The following is a 22,159-nucleotide window of genomic DNA, read 5'->3' on the forward strand; positions in this document are numbered from 1 at the left end:
TGGGCTTTCACATCAGACTTAAAGGACCGCCTGCGCGCGCTTTACGCCCAATAATTCCGGACAACGCTTGCCACCTACGTATTACCGCGGCTGCTGGCACGTAGTTAGCCGTGGCTTTCTGGTTAGGTACCGTCAAGGTACCGGCAGTTACTCCGGTACTTGTTCTTCCCTAACAACAGAGCTTTACGACCCGAAGGCCTTCATCGCTCACGCGGCGTTGCTCCATCAGACTTTCGTCCATTGTGGAAGATTCCCTACTGCTGCCTCCCGTAGGAGTCTGGGCCGTGTCTCAGTCCCAGTGTGGCCGATCACCCTCTCAGGTCGGCTACGCATCGTCGCCTTGGTGAGCCGTTACCTCACCAACTAGCTAATGCGCCGCGGGCCCATCTGTAAGTGTCAGCCGAAACCGACTTTCAGCTTTTCCTCATGAGAGAAAAGGATTATCCGGTATTAGCACCGGTTTCCCGGTGTTATCCCAGTCTTACAGGCAGGTTGCCCACGTGTTACTCACCCGTCCGCCGCTAACCACCGAAGTGGTTCGCTCGACTTGCATGTATTAGGCACGCCGCCAGCGTTCGTCCTGAGCCAGGATCAAACTCTCCAAGAAAGTTGATTAGCTCATTTTGTTACGTTGGCTTAGTTTCATAAGAAACTAATATTTTTTTGTTTGTTGACGTTTTTGTTTGTTTAGTTTTCAAAGAACAATTTTCGAAACAAGTTTTGGAGCGGGTGATGGGAATCGAACCCACTACATCAGCTTGGAAGGCTGAGGTTTTACCAGTAAACTACACCCGCATATAATTATTAAAGTTTGTTAAATGGTCGGGAAGACAGGATTCGAACCTGCGACCCCTTGGTCCCAAACCAAGTGCTCTACCAAGCTGAGCTACTTCCCGTAATAAGAATGGCGCGCCCGAAAGGAGTCGAACCCATAACCTTCTGATCCGTAGTCAGACGCTCTATCCAATTGAGCTACGGGCGCAACTTTTAAAATCAACTTTCAAAGTATATCATACCCAGTTTAGTTTGTCAATAAAGTTTTTGGTGCGGCCGAGAGGACTTGAACCTCCACGGGGTTGCCCCCACTAGGCCCTCAACCTAGCGCGTCTGCCATTCCGCCACGACCGCATTATAATTAGCGACAAAAACAATCATAACACGATAGCTACTCTATTTCAAGAGGAAATGTTTGGTTGGTGCGGGTGAAGGGAGTCGAACCCCCACGCCTTGCGGCGCCAGATCCTAAGTCTGGTGCGTCTGCCAATTCCGCCACACCCGCATATTTAGTTAAAATGGTGAGCCATGAAGGACTCGAACCTTCGACCCTCTGATTAAAAGTCAGATGCTCTACCAACTGAGCTAATGGCTCATACTAAGATGTTTCACTAATCTTTAATAACCCTTAGTCAGATGCTCAAAAGAACTTCCGTACTTTTTCGCAGATTGTCGCAGAAGCTTATCAATGCAGTAAGCAATCTGCTCTACCAACTGAGCTAATGGCTCATTTCATCTAAAACTGAGCAATTGGCTCATTAAAGAAAAATGGCTGGGCTAGCTGGATTTGAACCAACGCATGTCGCAGTCAAAGTGCGATGCCTTACCGCTTGGCTATAGCCCAATATTATAAGAAGTAACTATAAAGATTAAAAAACAGGAAATGAGTCAATGTCACTCCCCGTCCCTGATGACCCTTACGGGATTCGAACCCGTGTTACCGCCGTGAAAGGGCGGTGTCTTAACCGCTTGACCAAAGGGCCATAAAATATATTATGGCGGAGAAGGAGGGATTTGAACCCTCGCGCCGGTCACCCGACCTACACCCTTAGCAGGGGCGCCTCTTCAGCCTCTTGAGTACTTCCCCATAATGGCTCCGCAGGTAGGACTCGAACCTACGACCGATCGGTTAACAGCCGATAGCTCTACCACTGAGCTACTGCGGAATATTGATTATTTCGTTTCAACAAGGTGTTTGCCCTGTCGACTCTTTACATTATAATGACGGTTCAACAGAAAGTCAACATAGATTTTAGATAAAATTTAATTACAGATTTTTCACTCTAGCCTACTATTATTTCCTTAGCTTTCACAAGCTTGCCTCGGCATTTGCCGCATACATATCTGCTGGTATTGATACTTCTTTTTCTTGTATAGGTGATCTCGCAATTGGAGCACTGGTATATTAGGAGTTTTTTCGCTGAACGTTTTACCTTTTTATCCGGGAGCTGAGAACAGAATCGAGGAGCTTTTGTTTTTTTTAACATAGCCTTAAAGTCTGCATCTTTATGTTGATAACCTTTCCCCTCAAGATGAAGATGATAATGACAAAGCTCGTGTTTAATTATGCCGATTAGCTCATCTTCCCCTAACTGCTCTAAATATTTTCTATTGATTTCTATATTATGTGTCCCTAGTAGATATCTTCCTCCTGTAGACCGTAATCTCGGATTAAAGGTCGCTTGGTGACAAAAAGGTTTTCCAAATGACTCATAAGAAATCTTTTCGACTAATATTTGCAATTCCTGCTCGGTCATTTTACCTTTCACCCCTTTTATTGCGAACGTGACAACCTATTATAGCATATATTGTTTATACCATTAATGGTGACGAACTTTTCGGGAGGTTTCATTATGCCAAATTGGTTGCAAAACCAAATGAAAAGGGCTTTCTATGAGAAGGACCGCTACCAGATCAAACTATTAAACCAGTGCTGGTTTTTTTACAGAAAAAAACACTACTCATAAGAAATGCGCAAGCGCCTTGGTCAGCCCCGACAGGCAAATGTTCTTCGGCAAAAAAAGTCGCTCTTTGACTTTTATTGCCGAAGGTTATTTGACCCGAGGGGCTAGGCGCTGGAGCTGGACAATTCTCGAAGTCGAGTTTGTCCTTTCTTATTATATAAAAAAGCAGTGTTTCCTTTTTTCATTATTGTTTTGACGGCGGCAGCATCGTTAACGCCACTCGGCCTTTTTTCATATCAACTGAATCTACCCATACCGTTACTACGTCACCAACAGAAACAATATCTAGTGGATGTTTGACAAAGCGGTTACTTAGCTTAGATATGTGAACAAGGCCATCCTGTTTCACGCCGATATCTACAAACGCACCAAAATCAACGACATTTCGAACTGTACCTTGAAGCTCCATTCCCGCCTTCAAGTCTTCGAGCTTTAAAACGTCTTTTTTCAGTAGTGGTCTTGGTAAATCATCACGTGGATCACGTTCAGGTCTGACTAAAGCATCAATAATATCCTTTAAGGTTAACTCACCAATCGATAACTCTTCAGAAACAGACTTTAGATCAAGTCCGCTAAGTGCGACTTTTAATGCTTCCGTTCCTAAGTCATCCGTTGTAAAGCCTAACTTTGATAATAACTTCTTAACCTCATCATAGTTCTCTGGATGAATGCCCGTGCGGTCTAGCGGCTGCTTCCCATCTAATACCCTTAAGAAACCAATCGCTTGCTCATAAGTTTTTGCACCTAGACGAGGGACTTTCTTTAATTGAACCCTGCTGGTGAATTTCCCTTCCTCTTCACGCTTCTTAACAATGTTGTTTGCAGCTGTTTTATTAAGACCTGCCACATACTGTAGCAAGGAGGAAGAAGCAGTATTTACATTTACACCTACATGGTTAACTGCTGTCTCAACGACAAAATGGAGTGATTCGGATAAACGTTTTTGCGTTACGTCATGCTGGTACTGACCAACACCCACTGATTTCGGGTCAATCTTCACCAACTCGGCAAGCGGATCCTGCAAACGTCTTGCTATAGAAACAGCACTTCTTTCTTCAACCTGGAAATTAGGAAACTCTTCTCTAGCAATGTCAGAGGCAGAGTACACACTAGCCCCCGCTTCATTCACAATTAAATAAAAGATTTCCTCATTCATTTCTTTTAAGATATCAGCAACAAACTGTTCCGTTTCCCTTGAAGCTGTTCCATTTCCGATTGCAGCCATCTCTACCTTATACTCGCGCAGAATAGAAATAAACTTTTCACGGGCTTCTTTTGTTTTCGAAACCGGTGGATGCGGATAAATTACATCAATCTTTAATACCTTACCCGTTTCATCAACGACTGCTAATTTACAGCCTGTCCTGTATGCAGGGTCGACACCGATAACCACTTTTCCTTTTAACGGCGGCTGCAATAACAGATTCCTTAAGTTTTCAGAGAAAATATGTATGGCTTGTTCTTCCCCTTTTTCGGTTAACTCACTACGAATTTCGCGTTCGATCGATGGCTGAATAAGTCTCTTATAACTATCTTCAAGCGCCTCTACTACAACCTGTGCTACTGGAGAGTGTTGATTGCGAATCCATTTTTTTGAAAGGTAGGTCAAAATTAAATCGACATTCATTTTGATTGATACCTTCAGGATGTCTTCCTTCTCCCCGCGATTCAAAGCAAGCGTGCGGTGAGGCACAATTTTATTAACGGGTTCTTCATATTCATAGTACATTTCGTACACGTTTTTCTCATCTTTTTCCGCATCTTTTACAACTGAGGCAACGGTGCCAGATTTAAATGTCTCTTTGCGAATCCATTTGCGGCTTTCCGCATCATCTGAAACCATTTCTGCAATGATGTCTTTCGCACCAGCAATTGCCTCTTCAATTGTGAGAACTTGTTTTTCCTCGGATAAGAATTCCTTTGCTTTTCCTTCGATACTCTCTTTTGAAAAAGTCATCAACCACTCCGCAAAAGGCTCTAGTCCTTTTTCTTTCGCAACTGTCGCTTTTGTCCGTCTCTTTTGTTTATACGGGCGGTATAAATCTTCCACTTCTTGAAGCTTTTCAGCTTTTGTAATAGCTTGATTGAGCTCGTCCGTTAGTTTTCCTTGCTCCCCAATAATTCGAAGGACCTCTTCTTTTCTTTGTTCAAGATTCTGTATGTACTGCCATCTCTCTAAAATATTTCGGATTTGAACTTCATCAAGAGCTCCTGTCATTTCCTTGCGGTAACGAGCGATGAAGGGAACGGTGTTACCTTCGTCAAGTAATGAAATGACGCTCTTCACTTGTTTATAAGAAATTGCTTGTTCAGTAGCGATTTTTCTTAGTAATTGATCATCTTTTACAACCGTATCATTCACAAAACAATCCTCCATTTTCGTATATATATATCAAGTGTGTTATTGCTTCCCTTACATATTGTACCAAAATTCAGGAAGCGTTTCATCAAAGCTACCAAAAGCAGTTTTTAAATAAATGCTCTGTTAAACTTGCCTGTTGATTTCCGCTCCAGGCACTTCGCTTTCCATGGATGTTTCGGCGAGCCTCCTCGGCGCATGCTCCTGCGGGGTCTCCCCTGAACCATACTCCCACAGGAGTCTTCGTGCCTTCCGCTACAATCAACAGAGTATAAATATCAACAAGTTCTTTAACACAGCCTAAAAAAAAGAAAAGCAAGCTGGCGTAGCTTGCTTTAGGCAGAATTATAGTATGAGGTCAGAATATGTATGAAAAAACGCTCTTTTAGTAAAGAGCGTGCTGTAAAACTAAAATTCGATGAGACCTAAACTTACTTGCAAGGCTTCATCCACTTTCTCCATCATTTCGTCATCGAGATGGGTAATTTTATCGGTTAACCGCTGCTTATCAATTGTACGAATCTGCTCTAACAGAATGACCGAATCTCGTTCAAATCCGTAGCGCTTCGCATCAATTTCTACATGAGTAGGAAGCTTAGCTTTTTGAATTTGAGCTGTAATCGCTGCAACAATCACTGTGGGACTAAACCGATTCCCGATGTCGTTTTGGATGACAAGTACTGGTCGGACGCCGCCTTGTTCAGAACCAACAACTGGGGATAGGTCCGCGAAATAAACGTCACCACGCTTGACAATCAAAGGATTATCCTCCGCTTACAAGACGTTCAACTGTGTGTTCTGCCTCATATTCTGCTTGAAATGCTTCTGACGCAATTCTAAGATTAATTTTAGCCATTTCCATGTACCCACGTCTCATAGACTCGCGAATTTGTCTCTTTTTACGTTCGCGTAGATACATTTTTGTTGCCTGGTAGATAAACTCGCTTCGGTTCACATTTTCTTGCTTAACGAAACCATCTAATTCCGTTAAAAGATGTTGCGGTAATTTCACCAAGATTTCCGTAGTTGCGCCGGATTCAGACACAAACATACACCTCCACCATCACTACACACCAATATAATTTATCTGTACCATTTTTAATAATAACACTATTCAACCTTAATTCATAGACTAAATATAATTCTACTGTATTATAAGCCAATAAAAGATGCTTTTATGCACAAATTACCGCAATAACATAAATATGTTTGAATTTCTTTATTTAGGACTGATAATTGTTCAATAAATCATTTTTTAAATCGACAATTTTTCCGCCCTTCTTATAAAGACGAGGAACTCGATTAGCTATAATACAAGGCACTTCATAGTTGATTGTTTCGAGTTTTTGAGCGATTTCATTCACAGATATGAATTGGTTTTCTTGCTTTCCAATTAGAGTAACCGTGGTTCCAACCGGTACATATTTAGGGAGACGTATCATACATTGATCCATACAGATTCTGCCAACTATTGGCGAACGTTCACCTGCGACCAGCACTTCCTGACCTTGTAGCTTACGAAGCCAACCGTCTGCATAACCAATAGGAATAGTACCAATCCACTCTTCCTCTTCACTTTCGTACGTCGCCCCGTAACTCACTTTATCACCTTTTGTCAGTTTTTTTACATGGACAAGCCGTGAATGTAAGGAAAAGGCTTCTTTTATCGGAAAAGGGATTTCTTTTTCCATTTCTAAAGATGGGGTCAGTCCGTACATCGCAATCCCTATTCGAACCGCGTTAAAATAGGCTTTTGGAAACCGTATAGCAGCGGCACTATTGCTTGAATGAACGTATTTCGGACGTTCAGGCAATGATGCAATCATTTTTTCAAATAACTCCAGCTGCTGCTGAAAATAGCTTTGATCCAGTTCATCCGCCGTTGCAAAATGTGTATACACGCCTTCTAGCACCAAGCGTTCATCCTCACCGATGAGTCGATGAATAGTGTGTAGCTCCTCTACACTTCGGACACCAATTCTCCCCATACCCGTATCTACTTTGATATGAAGAGCCACTGATTCATCTGTTGTTAGATGTTTTTTTGCTTCTTCTAGCCATTCCTTTTGAAAAACAGTAAGGGTGATTGAAAACTTAGCTGCCATACTGATATCTTCAGGCCTCGTCGCTCCTAAAACAAGAATAGGTGCGTCAATCCCTTTATTTCTCAAGGCAATCGCTTCATCCATAAATGCAACCGCTAAATAAGATGCACCTGCAGCCAAAGCTGTTTTTGCGACCTGTACATCCCCATGACCATAAGCATTCGCTTTTACTACTGCAATAATTGAAATCTGTTGAGGCAGATGTTTTTTAACGGAGGTGACATTCTCTGAGATACAATCTAGGTCCACTTCTGCCCATGTATCCCGATAGAAATATCCTTGCTCTTCCATACTTCCACTTCCTAATTGTATTTAACACATTAAATTATTTTATCACAAAAAATAACAGACTGCTTTTTCAAGTTACTATATAACAACTTTTACAAAAAGAAAACAGACCCATAAATGGGCCTGTTTCATTGATTCCTTATTATTTTACAGCATCACCCTGAACGGATTTTGCTATCTCGATCATTTCATCCTTCGTTAGGTTTTTCGATGCGATCATGTAATCGACACCACCATGCGACCAAGAAATCGAGTGATCTGATACCGCTCCAATAGTGAGACCTAAATCCACAATATCGCCTTCAACATTGGTTGGTGTGGTAGAGGCTACCTTAGCAGTTACTTTCTCTTGTACAAGTGTAAATGATTTTTTACCATCATAAGTGAGGACTACTCGTTTTCCATCTTCAATCGCTACTTCTTTTTCACCAATTAACTTGGTACCTTTCAGCTCTAAAGTAGGATATTTTACGCTAAAGGATTTGTCGCCGCCCTCTGCCATTGCCGGCAAATTAAGCTGGGCACGTGTCATATTTTTCTTCATATCGAAATCGTCTTTATCGAAGCTCGCATTAAATTTGACCTTCGAAAACTCTACAGTCACAAGCGCATTTCGATCCGGATCCATTACCTTTACAACAGCCGGTGATAGGTCACCCTTATTTAGTTTAATTTCCTGGATTGGAAGCATACTATTATTTTGATAACGAGTTTTTGTTTCAAACACATAAAAGTCTTTAGTAGAGGAGAACTTGGCCTCTTTGTCCGCAACAATATCCTTAATTAGTGATTCATATAAATATGCCTGGCTGCTGTTTTGCGGCCAATCACTTTGGAAACGGAAACTTTTATTTAGGGCAGGTGTAAGAACAAATACCCCTTGGTTATTTCTTAAAATCATTTGACTTTGGTCTTTTTCGGCATTCTTTAAATTGACGCGATAGAAAGTAGGATCCTTATGCCAGATTTCCACGTTATAAACTTGTGAATCTGCCCCCATTTTCAATGTCATCTTTGCGTTCACTTTGTAGCTCGATAAATCTCCTAATTTACCATTTAACTCTTTCACCACGTCATCTTGTGATTTAGAGCCACAGGCAGCTAGTAAAAAGATGACCATCAGTCCTGTCATGAGCAGCACTAACTTTTTCTTCATTCCTTCAACCCCTTCTTGTCTCATTTCATATGATTATAGAGAAGAGAAAGGCAGGGATCAGGCAAACGACCAAAGCTGACCTTGTCTCTCCTATTTCCCTATGAATATATGAGACAACCTTAGGGTTTATGATAACGAAGTTGCCAAGCTGTCTATTTTTTTAGATAGAGGATATGTGAAACCTCATTGTTATTTTGGCATCCTGTTGATTGGAGCGGAAGGCGCGAAGACTCCTGTGGGAGTACGGGTCAGGGGAGACCCCGCAGGCGCAAGCGCCGAGGAGGCTCGCCGAAACGCCCACGGAAAGCGAAGCGCCTGGAGCGGAAATCAACAGACTAATATAGCCCACTAAACTTCCTCAATCACCACTTGTGCCACAGCATATTCCCTGCTGTGTGAAATCGATAAATGTGCTTGGACGTTTGGTTTTACTATATGAGGTTTGCCGAGTTGATCGCTAATTATTTCAATATCTAGGAAGGATAGTTCTTTTCCAATCCCTGTTCCTGCCGCTTTTGAGAATGCCTCCTTAGCTGCAAATCTCCCTGCCAGAAACTCCACCTTGCGCCTTTCTGAAAGGGTTTCGAATGTATCCCTTTCACGAGCAGTTAATATGCGGTCAATTAACTTCGTTTGTCTATTCAATATGTCCTGAACCCTTGAAAGTTCAATAATATCAATTCCAATTCCTTTAATCATCGTGCATCATTCCTTCTATTTATATTGTCATCGGCATAATAGTGTACAAGACAGAAATTAAGGTTATCATGATAGTGAGAGGAGGGTGTTCATGTTTACAAGGACTGAAAACGTACGTGAGTTTATTCGTTTCTATCCCGTTGTTTCAATTATCGTCAGCATTCACTTAGTATTATATCTTTTAACCATCTTACCCATATTCCCAAACTATTGGTTTTTTGAAAATTTTTCTGGAGTCAATCTTTATATTATGGAAGGGCAATTTTGGAGGCTAATTACACCGACTTTTATGCACAGTGGTTTCTCTCATATGCTATTTAATAGTTTTTCATTGGTACTATTCGGACCTGCACTGGAGCGGATGCTAGGTGGAGGAAGATTTTTACTTGTGTATCTTCTCTCCGGACTAATAGCCAATGTGGCTACACTGCTGCTAGAACCATTAACATATACTCATGTCGGCTCAAGTGGAGCGATTTTTGGGCTTTTCGGCTATTATATAGCCATCGTTATCTTCCGAAAAAATATGATGACAAAACAAAACTCACAAATTATCATCACACTCAGTGTAGTCAGTTTAATTATGACCTTTCTTCAGCCAAATATTAATATTACGGCGCATCTTTTTGGTTTGTTAGGCGGCTTTTTACTAGGCGCCATTCCTTATTATAATAAAAAAGATCTTTCTGATTCTATTAAAGGAACCGCCAACTGGGCAAACAGCAGAAAGAAAAATCTGTCTTTTCAATCCCCAGTGAAGGTTTTGGTATGGGCCGTCATCATTATTATTGCCGTTCTTGGATTTTGGAGTCAAAAATAACAGGGCTGGTATATTTATAGGTGGATGAATGAGTTTATTAATCGAATGAAGGACAAAATCCTGCTTCATTACTATGAAATTGTCCTTCATCCCGCTCGTGAAGGACAAAACCCTGCTTCATTCCTATAAAATTGTCCTTCATCCCGCTTATGAAGGACAAAATCCTGCTTCATTCCTATAAAATTGTCCTTCATCCCGCTTATGAAGGACAAAATCCTGCTTCATTCCTGTAAAATTGTCCTTCATTTCGTTTTCCCAGGCCTATTTCATCTGAAAACTAGACTGATCGAGCCAATTTACCCCCTCATACTCCTTTAAATCCTTCACCAATTGAAAAAGCGCAGCATCTTTTTGTTTGGCTTCTATCATGCAGTGAATCTCCGGAACCGTGCCTTTTATTTCTTTTAAAAAATCCATGAACATTTCAGGATTAACATTGTCTGCATGTGCGCGAAATTCCTTTTCCGAACGAGGACTAGAGATATGCATTTTCACCGGTAACGGCGAATGTGCCCAGGTGCTAATAATCCGCTCCCAATCTGAAACCCAATCCAAATCTTCAAAATTCGCTAAGTGGTGGTGATAATCAAACACCATCGGAATCCCTAACTTTTCACAAAGATATAATGTATCCTTTACAGTAAAAGTAGTATCGTCATTTTCCAGCATAATCATTTTTTGAAGTGAAGGCTTAATGTACGCCCAGTTATGAATAAACAGCTCCAATGCCTTTTCTTTATCCTCATATCCACCACCGACATGGAGAACACATCGGTGTTCGGTATCTATATCTATCCCTCTAAGCAGCGCTTCATGCATCACAAGGGTTTTTAATGAGTTTTTTAAAATTTCCTTATCGGGCGAATTCAAAACGACAAAATGGTCGGGATGAAAATCGATCCTCATGTTCTTTTCTTTACTATAACTGCCCAAATTTCCGAGCGCCTCTTTTAAGGGCTCCATATAGTTCCAATCTAATAATTCTCCATGATTCGCAAGCGGAATCAGACGAGAACTTAAGCGAAAAAAGTGAATTTCGTTGGCCGCAGTATGTTTTAATAACCGCAAACAATTTTCTATGTTTGAGATTGCAATTCTTTCTAGTTTCCGAATGCCTGCCTCTCGGTCTTTAATCCGGCTGAATTGCGCAAAGGTCATCGTTTGAGAGGGGGAAGCATTGGCTACCTCTACGCTCATTGCTACGTATCCAAGACGAACAATTGTCATACCATCACTCCATCGTAAGAGTTTTTATTAGTATTCCCTTAATGGACATAGAAAAAAGCATGAACATAAAGTCCATGCTTCTTATTGTTTATGAATTAACGTTCTTGAAACGATCTTGGCTTAGATGGCTTGCCACCCGTTCTTTTTTCACCGCTTCTTGGTTTTACCGGTGCCTTTTTTCTGTTACGATCGCCACCACCATAAGATCCTCTAGAATCATCTCTTCTTTTACGGTCACGATCATTGTAAGATTTTCTTTCTCTTTTTTGTGGAAGCTGTTCTTCTGTCAGCTTAATCGGTGTCGTATCAGGTTCCTTCGTAAGCATCTTAAGGACAGCTGCGATAACTGTTTCTGCATCGTTTTCTTCAAGCAATTCTTGAGCAGCTGCTTTGTAGTAATGAAGATTATTTGATTCAATCGTCTGAACGATTTTTTCAACCACTGCTTTTTGTTGGCCTTCTAATGCTTCATCAAGCGTAGGAGTCTTCATTTTTTCCATCTTGCTTCTAGTCGTCTTTTCCACAACAGCAAGATAAGATTTTTCACGCGGAGTAATAAATGTTAGTGCTACACCCTTTTTACCCGCACGACCTGTACGTCCAATACGGTGAACATAACTCTCTGGATCCTGTGGAATATCAAAGTTATATACATGCGTTACGCCAGAAATATCAAGTCCCCTCGCAGCAACATCAGTTGCAACAAGTACATCAATTGTTCCTTCTTTAAACTTGCGAAGAACAGAGATCCGTTTTGCCTGGCTTAAGTCACCATGAATACCTTCTGCTGTATATCCTCTTAAAGTTAATGCTTCTGACAACTCATCCACACGGCGTTTTGTACGACCAAATACAATGGCCAATTCTGGTGATTGAATATCAAGAAGTCTTGTTAACACATCGAATTTATTTCTTTCTTGAACTTCAAGATAGAATTGTTCAATGGAAGGAACAGTCATTTCTTTCGTTTTAACACGCACAATTTGCGGGTTCTTCATGAATTTTTCTGCCATTCTTTGAATCGGTCCTGGCATTGTCGCAGAGAAAAGCAATGTTTGGCGCTCTTCTGGAGTTGCAGCAAGAATGGATTCAATATCTTCAATGAATCCCATGTTTAGCATTTCATCTGCTTCATCAAGAATCACAGTATTTACTGTATCTAAGCGCATTGTTTTTCTGTTAATATGGTCTAACACACGTCCAGGGGTACCAACAATGATATGAGGAGCCTTTTTGAGTGAACGGATTTGGCGGCTGATATCCTGACCTCCGTAAATAGGTAGGACACGAACTCTTTTACCCGCTCCAATTTTATAAAGCTCTTCTGAAACTTGAATCGCTAACTCACGGGTTGGTGCAATAATAATCCCTTGAATAGCATCCATTTTTGTATCAATTTTTTCCACCAATGGAATTCCAAATGCAGCTGTTTTACCAGTTCCTGTTTGAGCTTGACCGATCAAATCCTTATTTTCTAAGCTCAATGGAATTGTTTCTGACTGGATTGGTGTTGCCTCCTCAAAACCCATTTTGAGTACAGCTTTTAAAGTGGCCTGGCTTAGACCTAAATCTTCAAACTTTGTCAATGTTTTCATTCTCCTTCATCTATTTGAAAATATTTATAGTACTGAATATTTTCGTCCGATACGCATCAAAATGCCGTAGTAATCAGGTAACATCTTTATTTTACCAAAAAAAAGACATTCTCCAAAGGAGTATGCCCTTTTTGCTCGTTCTTTAGACACGTTGATGATTATCATACCACTCTTACTAGTATTTTGCAATAAAGACACATTGCTTACTATTTCCAACAGTCTTATTGCTCCATCAAAAAGTCTAACACTTGATTAAACAGGGCACCACGTTCTTCACAATGGCAGATATGATGTTTCGATTGCTTAATATAGGTAAGTTTTTTATGTTTCGCACCTATTGTTTGATATAAATATTCAGCACTCTTAAGCGGCACAATACCGTCACACTCACCCTGTGCAATCAATGTCGGGACTTCCACTTGTTTTAAAAGAGGTTTAATAAAAGCAACAAGTTGGCGGAATTGCAGAGTAGCCGCTATAGGTGTTTCTGTTATTTTTCTTTTATAGCGGTGAAATAATTCATTCTCTTTTAAGTTTCCTTTGAAAGCGTCAATTAAGGTCAGCTTAATATCAGCAACCAGCTGCCTTGGATTCATATAATAGGCAGCTGCGCTAAGGAGAATTAGCTTATCAACAGGATAATTGGCAGCTAGATAACTGGCGATCATTCCGCCCATGGAAAAACCCACCACATATACCTCATCACAGGTTTCGATGAGTTTTTTCAGCTCTGTCTCTGCATGGTTAATCCACTCCTGGTAATGAACTCCTTTTAGTGAACTCGTTTCACCATGTCCTGGTAGAGTAGGAACACGAAATTCCCAATCCGTATGTTTTTGTAAAAATTCAACTAAGGGTTCTACCTCATAGGGAGCACCAGTAAAGCCATGAATACATAAACAGCCAATCATCCCGTTTCACCTGCCATATACTCCAAATTTTCCCTTACCCTATTTTTGTAACGCGGTGACGATTTCCTCCATCTTCATCCCTCGTGATGCCTTTACAAGGATTAAAGTCTGTTCATTCACATGCCTTTTTAATTTCTCAATGAGTTCTGCTTTATCACGAAAGGCAAATACACGCTGCTCCCCTAAAATCTTCTTTGCCCCTTTGGCAATGTGTTCCCCTAGAGGGCCAAAAGTAAAAAGAATATCCGTTTTTTCTGCATCCAGGCCTTCTCCAATTTGCAAGTGGTATTGCTCTTCTTGAGGCCCAAGCTCGAGCATATCACCAAGAACAAGGATTTTTCGATCATATCCTTGGAGATTTGACACTAGTTCGATCGCCGCCATCATGGAAGTAGGACTCGCATTATAGGCATCGTTAATTATTTTTTCCCCACGTTTGCCCTCAACTAGCTCCATACGCATATTCGTTAGCTTAATTCCTGATAAGCCGGCCTTCATTTTTTCATATGGAATGGAAAAATAGTGGGCAATGTGCATAGCTGCTAATGCATTTAAAATATTATGAGTTCCTAGCACTGGAAGTTCGAAGCTTTCTGTTGAGGCATTCATTTTAAAACAGTTTCCTTGAGCCATTTGGGTAATTTCTGTTGGGTATAAGTCGTTTGTTTCATTTCGGCCAAAGGTTTTCACTTGAACATTGCCTTTATATTGTTTAATCCGCTCCATTAAAAGTGGCTCATCTCCATGAAGAACAGCCAGTCCACCATCCTGAAGTCCTTGTAGGATTTCTAATTTTGCTTCTGCTATCCCTTCACGAGAACCAAGGTCCAGAAGATGGGATTCACCAATATTCGTGATCACAACCGCATCAGGGCATGCAAGCTTGGTAAGGAATTCAATTTCTCCTCTTCCGCTCATCCCCATTTCAAGTACAGCCACTTCTGTATCCTCATGCAAACCTAACACCGTTAATGGAAGACCAATATGGTTGTTATAGTTACCTTCTGTTTTTTGTACTTTATATTGGGTCGATAATAGGCTTGTTGTCATATCTTTAGTCGTTGTTTTCCCGTTACTTCCAGTAATTCCGACCACTTTAACAGGTAACTGTTTCCGATAATTCCGGGCTAATTCCTGAAATGCGGTGAGACAGTCGTCCACAATGAGGATAGGCAGGTTTTCCGGTGGATTAGGAACATCCTTCTGCCAAAGGGCAGCTGCTGCTCCTTTTTCAATCGATTCCACTACATACTTATGCCCATCCACACGTTCACCTTTAAATGGGACAAATAGATTTCCTGCCCCAATTTTTCGAGAATCAATGGTCACACCATTGATTACAACATCTGAGAATGCACTGCTATCATTTCTAGCTGAAACCATCTCAGAAATTTGTTTTAAAGTACGCTTGATCATTTAATACCCCTCCTTCCAATTATTAAACAGAAACGGACACGGCATTACAGCCGTGTCTCCGTTGTCTTTTCTTCACTAGAATGTATATTTTATGTTTTGTTTTTCTGTATGTCTTTCGATTGCCAGTTGAACAAGACGCTCAATTAATTGCGGATACTCAAGTCCTGTATGCTTCCATAAAAGCGGGAACATGCTAAACGGAGTAAAGCCAGGCATCGTGTTCACTTCATTGATTAATAATTTACCCTCTTTTGTTAAAAAGAAATCAGCCCGAACAAGTCCGGAGCAATCCAACGCTTTAAATGCTTGAACCGCCATTTCTTTCAACTCAAGGTATTCATCTTCTGTAATATCAGCAGGGATAATTAATGCGGTATCCCCATCTTCATATTTCGCTTTGTAATCATAAAAATCCTTTTTCGGAACAATTTCTCCAGCAACAGAGCATTCTGGGGCATCGTTTCCTAGGACAGCAATCTCAATTTCACGGGCAACTACTCCCTCTTCAATAATGACTTTACGGTCGAATTGAAAAGCCTCCGCAAAAGCTGCCGCTAATTCAGTGCGATTGGTACATTTGCTAATCCCTACACTTGAGCCTAAATTCGCAGGCTTGACAAAACATGGATAACCTAGTTCTGCCTCCACCTTGCTATATGCATCGTCTGCCCCTTTTTCCCATTCGCTTTTAATAAAAGCAACATAGTCTACTTGTGCGAGACCTGCTTGTGCAAAGACATTTTTCATCATTACTTTATCCATTCCTGCGGCTGAGGCTAGGACACCATTTCCTACATATGGTAGGTTTAATAATTCTAATAATCCTTGAACAGTTCCGTCCTCACCATTTGGTCCGTGAAGCAATGGAAAAATTACATCAAGCGGGGCAGCCGCCTGCGGTTCCGCTTGGAATAGCGCTGGTGCTAACGAAAGCGGGGATAATTGGTTTCCCTGAGAAAACGCAAGTGCTTGCACGTTCTCTACCGGCTCACTGAGTTGAGGCCCTTTAACCCATTGACCATCGACATTTATGTAAATAGGATGAATTTCAAATTTCTCAAGATCTAACGCTTTTATAACAGCAAGAGCTGTCTGTAAGGATACTTGATGCTCGGCGGATTTTCCTCCGTATAATAACCCTAGTTTTGTCTTCATACCAAAACCTCCATATTCTCTTTCACGGTTTTATTTTAACACTTTATTAAATAAGAAAGGAAATGTAGTCATCCTATTTAGTAATGTTTTTTTCTATTGATTATTGTATGTTTCCAATAGCTTGCTTAAAAACAATCTATTGGTAATTTGTCACTATTTCATGCCATTTGCGCTTGTTTTTCCTGTTATGATAATTTTGACAAACCATACGGGGGCGACACATATGATAACCGGTTCATTATTATCTATATTATTATTAGGCTTTGTACTCGGAATCAAGCATGCCATTGAGCCTGACCATGTCATTGCAGTTTCCACTATTGTTAGTGAATCCAAAAATATTAAACGATCACTTTTTGCCGGCGTGTATTGGGGGATCGGGCATACCGCCACGTTGTTTATAGTGGGTATGTTCTTACTTGTAGCGAAAAATACGATCAACGATACGGTTGCCATGAACCTCGAGTTTCTCGTTGGTATCATGCTGGTTACCTTAGGTTTTAACAGTTTATTATCCCTCATTACACATCGACACCATCATACATATACACCATCTGAACACAACAGAAAAACACGCTCAAATGTAAAGTCCTTTTTTATTGGACTTGTTCATGGTCTCGCCGGGAGTGCGGCCATGGTACTTTTAACCATGAGTACGGTATCAACGGCTTGGCAGGGTTCCCTATATATCCTAATATTTGGTGCAGGTACCGTTGCTGGTATGCTTAGCTTCTCCACCGTAATCGGCCTCCCGTTTGTGCTAACCTCTGGTAAACAAGTGAATCGCTACTTAAACCACATAACGGGAATTATCAGCATATTATTCGGACTTTACTATATGTATAACTTAGGTGTGAACGAAGGATTATTTTTCATTTGGTTTTCATAAGAAACCCATCACGTTTAAAAGCATAGGCTGACTCACAAGGAGTCAGCCTTCTATATTACATTCAATTTCCACTCTTTTGTCTTTTTATCAAAGATTAGCTTGGCATGGTATGGTTTATTTGATAGATTTTCATATTCCTCATACATGTCATCCATATTCGCAAAATCACCAATAACCCAGATTGGAATTTCCAAACGTCCGCGTTGATGATCGGCATCCCGTAAAGAAATACAGATTCCTTCCTTAATGAACGGGGTTAATGAGAGCAGAATTTCTTTATTCACCGGTGGATAGATCCGTTTCTTTCGAATACCAAGAAGGGACTTTTCTTTCTTCAGCTCGCCTACCTTGCCAGCAACCACTTCACTAAGTAAATGGAAAAAATCCTTAAAGCTTCGGTAATAAATTTTGTTAAACCAGCCATCATCATGCGCTAAATAAACAAAACGATTCCCTAGCTTATTATAAAAAGGCAGCTTTAAATGATGTTTTTGATGGCCAAGATACAATAATTCAGCCAACTCTTGCCCTGATAGTTCATTTAAGACCTCTTCTTCAATAAAATCAATCCAACAAAAGTCCCCATAACTGTATACATCTTCGCCAGCTAATTTATTTATTCTATCTTCCGGACAATATTCGAGTAGTGTATGCATATTAAAATCAGCATCATCAAAACGGTGCTTTAATAAAAGCAGATGATTTAATGAGCCTGAAAAAGCAGCAGCAAATTCATCGAATTCAATACCGTAGGACATAACATACTGGTCTGTTTGGTTTAAATGGACATAGATGAGATCCCGTATGTCTTGATGATGCTTCTTCAAAGCCAAACTCCTCCGATCAAACACATGTTATTTATGTCTTAAAGAAAATTGCTATACCATTTTTCATACTTACTTATTTTATCAAATAATAGGTCAAATAGCTTATTTCAATTCTTTTACAAATAATATTTTTGAATAACACCTATTTTGCTTTTTCAGAATTACACATACTAGTATATAGCACTTCTTATTATTATCTCAGTTTCCCCTCTATTTCATTGATTTATTTTATGAAAATCATCAACACCGCACCTGAGGAAAGGAGTGTGGCCGGCGTGATTAAAGATATGACACAAGATGAAATTAATCTTTATATCATAAAAACGTTAAAAGAAAACAAAAAAGCTGAGTTTGAATCCATTATAGAAGAACTTCAGCCTTATGATGTGGCAAAAATCTATGAGGAATTACCCGAGAAGCATAAAGCTCGATTTCTCCTCTTTTTAAAATTTGACCTCTTGGCAGACTTAATGGAGGAGTTACCCAAAACGGAACAACTGGATTTATTAAACAAGCTTGGAATTGAAAAATCCAGTAAGGTTCTCGATTTAATGGATAATGACGATTTGGCCCTTTTATTAGACGAATTATCTCCCGAAAAAAAGGATGATCTGTTATCAGGGATGAAAGCCGAAGAGTCAAATGCCGTTAAAGGCATTATGAATTACCCTCCGGAAACTGCTGGGCGAATCATGACCAACCGCTTTGTATGGATTCGGGACTATTTTACTGTTAAAGAAGCAGTTGAAAAATTTAAGGTCTTTGCGGGGTTTGCCGAATCGATTAACTATATCTATGTCATAGACGAAACACGAAAACTCGTTGGTGTTGTTTCCTATCGAGATCTCCTGTTGGCCGAGCCTGAAGAGAAAATACGAACGATTATGTATGAACGAGTTATTTCTGTCACAGTGACCACCGACCAAGAAGTGGTCGCCCGGATGGCAGAACGATATGACTTTTTAGCCATCCCTGTTGTCGATGAAAGCGATGTTCTTGTCGGGATTGTCACTGTCGATGACATTATCGACATTGTCATCAAAGAAGCGAATGAAGATATTGAAAAATTATCAGCAACAGGAAAATCCATTGATTTTGAGACAAAAATGTTAGTGGCGGCCGCGCGGCGGTTACCATGGTTGATTTTGCTTTTGTTTATTGGACTTATTTCAGGCAGGATTATCAGCAGTTTTGAGAATACCTTACAGCAAGTTGTAGCCCTTGCCTTTTTCATGCCTATGATTGCGGGGATGACAGGGAATACAGGCACTCAGTCCCTTGCGGTCGTCGTGAGGGGGTTAATTTCACATGATATTGACCGCGGTGTGATTACCCGCCTTATTATTAGAGAACTCGGGGTCGGCATTACGATTGGGGTTACCTGTGCCATCCTGATCTCGATTATCGCTTATGTTTGGCAGGGAAATCTAATTTTAGGCGCGGTTGTCGGTTGCTCTCTCTTCTTCACTCTTATATCGGAACACTTGCGGGGACAGTTATTCCCCTCATTCTTTATCGTCTCAAGATTGACCCTGCGGTGGCATCAGGGCCGTTGATTACCACCTTAAACGACATCTTTTCCTTGCTTACCTATTTCGGTATTGCGACCATGTTTTTAAAGCACCTTATGTAGTTTTTGAAAAATGGAAACATTTTTCTAAATTAAACGTCATTTATTATAAGAGTTGTAATATTTCCCCTAATTAGTATTGTGGGATAAACCCTTGGTTGCTTGCATAAAGTTAATAATTATATATTGGGTGTGGCAATGATGAAAAAAGCCGATCGATTTGACTGGACATTAACATTATTACTTTTTCTCTTCTTCCTTGTCAGCTGTGCGGCCATCTATAGTGCACAAGCTTCAGAGCAATATGGTGAAAAAGACTTCTTAGTCATGCAAGTATTTTGGTATGTGGTCGGAGCCGCCATTATATCTGTTTCCATCTTTATTGATGCCTATCAGTACAAGCGGCTTTCCTGGTATTTATATGGATTGGGTTTATTGTTACTCCTTGCGGTATACGTTGCCCCTGAGTCTATTGCACCCGTCAGAAACGGCGCAAAGAGCTGGTTCATTATTAAGGGCATAGGATCTATTCAACCGTCCGAGTTTGTTAAGATCTTCTTGATATTGGCCTTAAGTCGTTTAACCACCAGCCACCAAGATAAATACATAGATAAATCATTGAAAACCGACTTTCTCTTATTGCTAAAATTAGGTGTAACCACTGCTGCTCCACTCGCTTTAATTATGATGCAGCCAGACCTCGGAACTGGACTTGTGATTCTTTCCATATTAACAGGGTTTATCCTTGTCTCAGGGATTACATGGAAAATTATTATTCCTATCTATAGTGCTGGAATTTCCACCGGTGCCCTGATTTTCTATCTTGTATTACAAAAACCTGAATTACTTGAAAAATACCTCCATGTAAAGACCTATCAATTCAATCGAATTTACACCTGGCTTGACCCAAGCAATCATTCATCAGGATCAAGCTACCATCTATTAAAATCATTAAGTGCGATCGGATCAGGTTTAATTACTGGTAAAGGTTTTACCCATCGCGAGGTATATATTCCTGAAGCACATACTGATTTTATTTTCAGTGTGATCGGTGAGGAGTATGGTTTTGTCGGCGGAAGTATCGTCATTGGTCTTTTCTTTCTATTAATTTATCATTTAATTAAAACCTCACTTGAAACCAATGACCCTTTTAACACGTATATATGTACAGGAATTATTAGCGTGATAACCTTTCATGTGTTTCAAAATATCGGAATGACCATCCAAGTCCTTCCGATTACAGGCATTCCGCTGCCATTTATCAGTTACGGAGGCAGCTCCCTCATGGGTAATATGTTCGCAATGGGCCTTGTTTATAGCATCCGTTATCATCATAAATCCTACTTATTTTCTTCAAGTAAATCATTAAGTAGTTAACCTAATTTATTTCTTAATGAGACAATCTAAGATAAAATAGGTGTAGACAAAATACTTTTTACATAAGCGAAGGTGAATTATGGCTGATTTTATTAATAGCGTTTTAGGATTTTTATCACAGTTAGGCTACTTTGGAATTGCCTTAGGATTAATGATTGAGATTATTCCTAGTGAAATTGTGTTAGGCTATGGCGGTTATATGATTGCACAGGGTCATCTCAATTTTATTGGTGCAGTTATTGCTGGTACCATCGGGGGAACAATCGCTCAGTTGTTTTTATATTGGGCAGGTTATTATGGCGGCCGGCCATTTTTAGAAAAATATGGGAAGTTTGTCTTAATTAAAAAGAGTCATATTGATATTGCTGAACAATGGTTTGAGAAATATGGAGCGGGCGTTATTTTCTCTGCACGTTTCATTCCGGTTGTGAGACATGCCATTTCGATTCCTGCTGGTATTGCTAAAATGTCTCCAACAAAATTTACGCTTTACACTGTGGCAGCGGTGTTACCTTGGTCGATTCTTTTCCTTTACTTAGGTAAGGTGCTTGGTAGCAACTGGTCACATATCAAGGAATACGCACAGCCCTACGTAATGCCAATCATCATTGCAGCAGTAGTTTTAGGTGCTATTTACTTTTTAATCAAAAAGACAAAGAAAACCACCGATTAGAATCGGTGGTTTCTTTCTTTATGGGCTTTACGACGGTTGCTTGAAAAACTTCGCTTGGGCCCAGGCATCGAGCTTTTTCACATGTTTTTTCCCAATCGTAAAACCATATAAAATCAGTAATAAAATAATTAAGGTAAACAAATCAATTTTTTTAGTCGCAATAAAGTTAACAATCCCCATTAATACCTGTGGAATCACGCCGGTTAACGCAAAGAGAACCGTAGCAACCTTAAACCAAAAGCTTGATTTCAACCCATATCTTGCATAGAGCAAGAAAAAGGTAGAAGACCACGCCAACACTTCAAGAATAACCAAGATCATCCACTTGTTCTCCACCAAAAAATTCAAAGTCCC

Annotated in this window: 19 protein-coding genes, 10 tRNA genes, 1 rRNA gene and 1 pseudogene (1 of these 31 cut by a window edge); 6 read left to right on the forward strand and 25 right to left on the reverse strand. The window is 40.3% G+C overall.

Annotation, left to right across the window (positions count from 1 at the left end; translation table 11 throughout):
* From RCG25_RS24840 to RCG25_RS24895, 12 genes are all read right to left on the reverse strand, one after another.
* Nucleotides 1-607: ribosomal RNA gene (locus RCG25_RS24840) — 16S ribosomal RNA — on the reverse strand (it extends 928 nt beyond the left edge of the window).
* A gap of 114 nt (nucleotides 608-721) precedes the next feature.
* A tRNA-Gly gene (locus RCG25_RS24845) sits at nucleotides 722-795 on the reverse strand.
* A 24-nt stretch (nucleotides 796-819) separates the two neighbouring features.
* Nucleotides 820-896: transfer RNA gene (locus tag RCG25_RS24850), tRNA-Pro, on the reverse strand.
* A 9-nt stretch (nucleotides 897-905) separates the two neighbouring features.
* Nucleotides 906-982, reverse strand: a tRNA-Arg gene (locus RCG25_RS24855).
* Between the two features lie 60 nt (nucleotides 983-1,042).
* Nucleotides 1,043-1,128 (reverse strand) — tRNA-Leu (locus tag RCG25_RS24860).
* Nucleotides 1,129-1,194: 66 nt separating this feature from the next.
* A tRNA-Leu gene (locus RCG25_RS24865) sits at nucleotides 1,195-1,279 on the reverse strand.
* A gap of 14 nt (nucleotides 1,280-1,293) precedes the next feature.
* Nucleotides 1,294-1,369, reverse strand: a tRNA-Lys gene (locus tag RCG25_RS24870).
* A 174-nt stretch (nucleotides 1,370-1,543) separates the two neighbouring features.
* Nucleotides 1,544-1,618 (reverse strand) — tRNA-Gln (locus RCG25_RS24875).
* Nucleotides 1,619-1,685: 67 nt separating this feature from the next.
* Nucleotides 1,686-1,757 (reverse strand) — tRNA-Glu (locus tag RCG25_RS24880).
* 13 nt (nucleotides 1,758-1,770) lie between these two features.
* Nucleotides 1,771-1,861, reverse strand: a tRNA-Ser gene (locus tag RCG25_RS24885).
* A 4-nt stretch (nucleotides 1,862-1,865) separates the two neighbouring features.
* Nucleotides 1,866-1,940, reverse strand: a tRNA-Asn gene (locus tag RCG25_RS24890).
* A gap of 117 nt (nucleotides 1,941-2,057) precedes the next feature.
* Nucleotides 2,058-2,531 carry a SprT family protein gene (locus tag RCG25_RS24895; protein ID WP_308081473.1) on the reverse strand — a complete coding sequence of 158 codons (474 nt, stop codon included), beginning with the start codon at nucleotides 2,529-2,531 and terminating at the stop codon, nucleotides 2,058-2,060.
* Nucleotides 2,532-2,627: 96 nt separating this feature from the next.
* Between RCG25_RS24895 and cmpA the strand changes: the two genes are divergently transcribed.
* Nucleotides 2,628-2,741 (forward strand): cortex morphogenetic protein CmpA, encoded by a 114-nt coding sequence (cmpA, locus tag RCG25_RS24900; RefSeq protein ID WP_308081474.1) that lies wholly within the window; start codon nucleotides 2,628-2,630, stop codon nucleotides 2,739-2,741.
* Nucleotides 2,742-2,922: 181 nt separating this feature from the next.
* Here the strand turns inward: cmpA and RCG25_RS24905 are convergent, their stop codons facing one another.
* The 6 genes from RCG25_RS24905 to acpS all read right to left on the reverse strand — a co-directional run bounded on the left by RCG25_RS24905 (nucleotide 2,923) and on the right by acpS (nucleotide 9,345).
* Nucleotides 2,923-5,100 (reverse strand): Tex family protein, encoded by a 2,178-nt coding sequence (locus RCG25_RS24905; protein ID WP_308081475.1) that lies wholly within the window; start codon nucleotides 5,098-5,100, stop codon nucleotides 2,923-2,925.
* A gap of 405 nt (nucleotides 5,101-5,505) precedes the next feature.
* Nucleotides 5,506-5,856 (reverse strand): type II toxin-antitoxin system endoribonuclease NdoA, encoded by a 351-nt coding sequence (ndoA, locus tag RCG25_RS24910; protein ID WP_007083556.1) that lies wholly within the window; start codon nucleotides 5,854-5,856, stop codon nucleotides 5,506-5,508.
* Nucleotides 5,857-5,860: 4 nt separating this feature from the next.
* Nucleotides 5,861-6,142, reverse strand: coding sequence for a CopG family ribbon-helix-helix protein (locus RCG25_RS24915; RefSeq protein WP_071354167.1), 282 nt, complete (start codon nucleotides 6,140-6,142; stop codon nucleotides 5,861-5,863).
* A gap of 178 nt (nucleotides 6,143-6,320) precedes the next feature.
* Nucleotides 6,321-7,493 (reverse strand): alanine racemase, encoded by a 1,173-nt coding sequence (alr, locus tag RCG25_RS24920; protein WP_308081476.1) that lies wholly within the window; start codon nucleotides 7,491-7,493, stop codon nucleotides 6,321-6,323.
* 139 nt (nucleotides 7,494-7,632) lie between these two features.
* Nucleotides 7,633-8,646 carry an outer membrane lipoprotein-sorting protein gene (locus tag RCG25_RS24925; RefSeq protein ID WP_308081477.1) on the reverse strand — a complete coding sequence of 338 codons (1,014 nt, stop codon included), beginning with the start codon at nucleotides 8,644-8,646 and terminating at the stop codon, nucleotides 7,633-7,635.
* Between the two features lie 348 nt (nucleotides 8,647-8,994).
* On the reverse strand, nucleotides 8,995-9,345 hold the full coding sequence (gene acpS, locus RCG25_RS24930; RefSeq protein WP_308081478.1) for a holo-ACP synthase: 351 nt from the start codon (nucleotides 9,343-9,345) through the stop codon (nucleotides 8,995-8,997).
* Between the two features lie 91 nt (nucleotides 9,346-9,436).
* Here acpS and RCG25_RS24935 point away from each other — a divergent pair, with 91 nt between their 5' ends.
* Complete coding sequence (locus RCG25_RS24935) at nucleotides 9,437-10,165, forward strand: rhomboid family intramembrane serine protease (protein ID WP_308081479.1); 729 nt, start codon at nucleotides 9,437-9,439, stop codon at nucleotides 10,163-10,165.
* Between the two features lie 261 nt (nucleotides 10,166-10,426).
* Here the strand turns inward: RCG25_RS24935 and uvsE are convergent, their stop codons facing one another.
* From uvsE to RCG25_RS24960, 5 genes are all read right to left on the reverse strand, one after another.
* Nucleotides 10,427-11,392, reverse strand: coding sequence for a UV DNA damage repair endonuclease UvsE (uvsE, locus tag RCG25_RS24940; protein ID WP_308081480.1), 966 nt, complete (start codon nucleotides 11,390-11,392; stop codon nucleotides 10,427-10,429).
* Between the two features lie 95 nt (nucleotides 11,393-11,487).
* Nucleotides 11,488-12,978, reverse strand: a complete 1,491-nt coding sequence (locus tag RCG25_RS24945) for a degradosome RNA helicase CshA (RefSeq protein ID WP_308081481.1) — start codon at nucleotides 12,976-12,978, stop codon at nucleotides 11,488-11,490.
* 230 nt (nucleotides 12,979-13,208) lie between these two features.
* A complete protein-coding gene (locus RCG25_RS24950; RefSeq protein WP_308081482.1) occupies nucleotides 13,209-13,898 on the reverse strand; it encodes an alpha/beta hydrolase in 690 nt (229 codons plus the stop codon).
* A 39-nt stretch (nucleotides 13,899-13,937) separates the two neighbouring features.
* Complete coding sequence (gene murF / locus RCG25_RS24955; protein WP_308081483.1) at nucleotides 13,938-15,314, reverse strand: UDP-N-acetylmuramoyl-tripeptide--D-alanyl-D-alanine ligase; 1,377 nt, start codon at nucleotides 15,312-15,314, stop codon at nucleotides 13,938-13,940.
* A gap of 75 nt (nucleotides 15,315-15,389) precedes the next feature.
* Nucleotides 15,390-16,469, reverse strand: a complete 1,080-nt coding sequence (locus tag RCG25_RS24960) for a D-alanine--D-alanine ligase (RefSeq protein WP_308081484.1) — start codon at nucleotides 16,467-16,469, stop codon at nucleotides 15,390-15,392.
* A gap of 226 nt (nucleotides 16,470-16,695) precedes the next feature.
* On the opposite strand from RCG25_RS24960, the gene RCG25_RS24965 reads away from it, so the two are divergent.
* A complete protein-coding gene (locus RCG25_RS24965) occupies nucleotides 16,696-17,358 on the forward strand; it encodes a sulfite exporter TauE/SafE family protein (protein ID WP_308084272.1) in 663 nt (220 codons plus the stop codon).
* A gap of 50 nt (nucleotides 17,359-17,408) precedes the next feature.
* Here the strand turns inward: RCG25_RS24965 and RCG25_RS24970 are convergent, their stop codons facing one another.
* A complete protein-coding gene (locus RCG25_RS24970; protein ID WP_308081485.1) occupies nucleotides 17,409-18,185 on the reverse strand; it encodes a hypothetical protein in 777 nt (258 codons plus the stop codon).
* 275 nt (nucleotides 18,186-18,460) lie between these two features.
* On the opposite strand from RCG25_RS24970, the pseudogene mgtE reads away from it, so the two are divergent.
* The 3 genes and pseudogenes from mgtE to RCG25_RS24985 all read left to right on the forward strand — a co-directional run bounded on the left by mgtE (nucleotide 18,461) and on the right by RCG25_RS24985 (nucleotide 21,805).
* Nucleotides 18,461-19,818 (forward strand): annotated as a pseudogene (gene mgtE / locus RCG25_RS24975) (magnesium transporter).
* Between the two features lie 135 nt (nucleotides 19,819-19,953).
* On the forward strand, nucleotides 19,954-21,132 hold the full coding sequence (locus tag RCG25_RS24980; RefSeq protein WP_308081486.1) for an FtsW/RodA/SpoVE family cell cycle protein: 1,179 nt from the start codon (nucleotides 19,954-19,956) through the stop codon (nucleotides 21,130-21,132).
* A 79-nt stretch (nucleotides 21,133-21,211) separates the two neighbouring features.
* Nucleotides 21,212-21,805, forward strand: coding sequence for an undecaprenyl phosphate transporter UptA (locus RCG25_RS24985; protein ID WP_374121017.1), 594 nt, complete (start codon nucleotides 21,212-21,214; stop codon nucleotides 21,803-21,805).
* Between the two features lie 27 nt (nucleotides 21,806-21,832).
* Here the strand turns inward: RCG25_RS24985 and RCG25_RS24990 are convergent, their stop codons facing one another.
* Nucleotides 21,833-22,153, reverse strand: a complete 321-nt coding sequence (locus RCG25_RS24990; protein WP_308081487.1) for a hypothetical protein — start codon at nucleotides 22,151-22,153, stop codon at nucleotides 21,833-21,835.
* Between the last annotated feature and the right edge of the window lie 6 nt (nucleotides 22,154-22,159).

Origin of the sequence: Neobacillus sp. PS2-9 (assembly GCF_030915525.1) — a bacterium.
GTDB lineage: Bacteria > Bacillota > Bacilli > Bacillales > Cytobacillaceae > Neobacillus.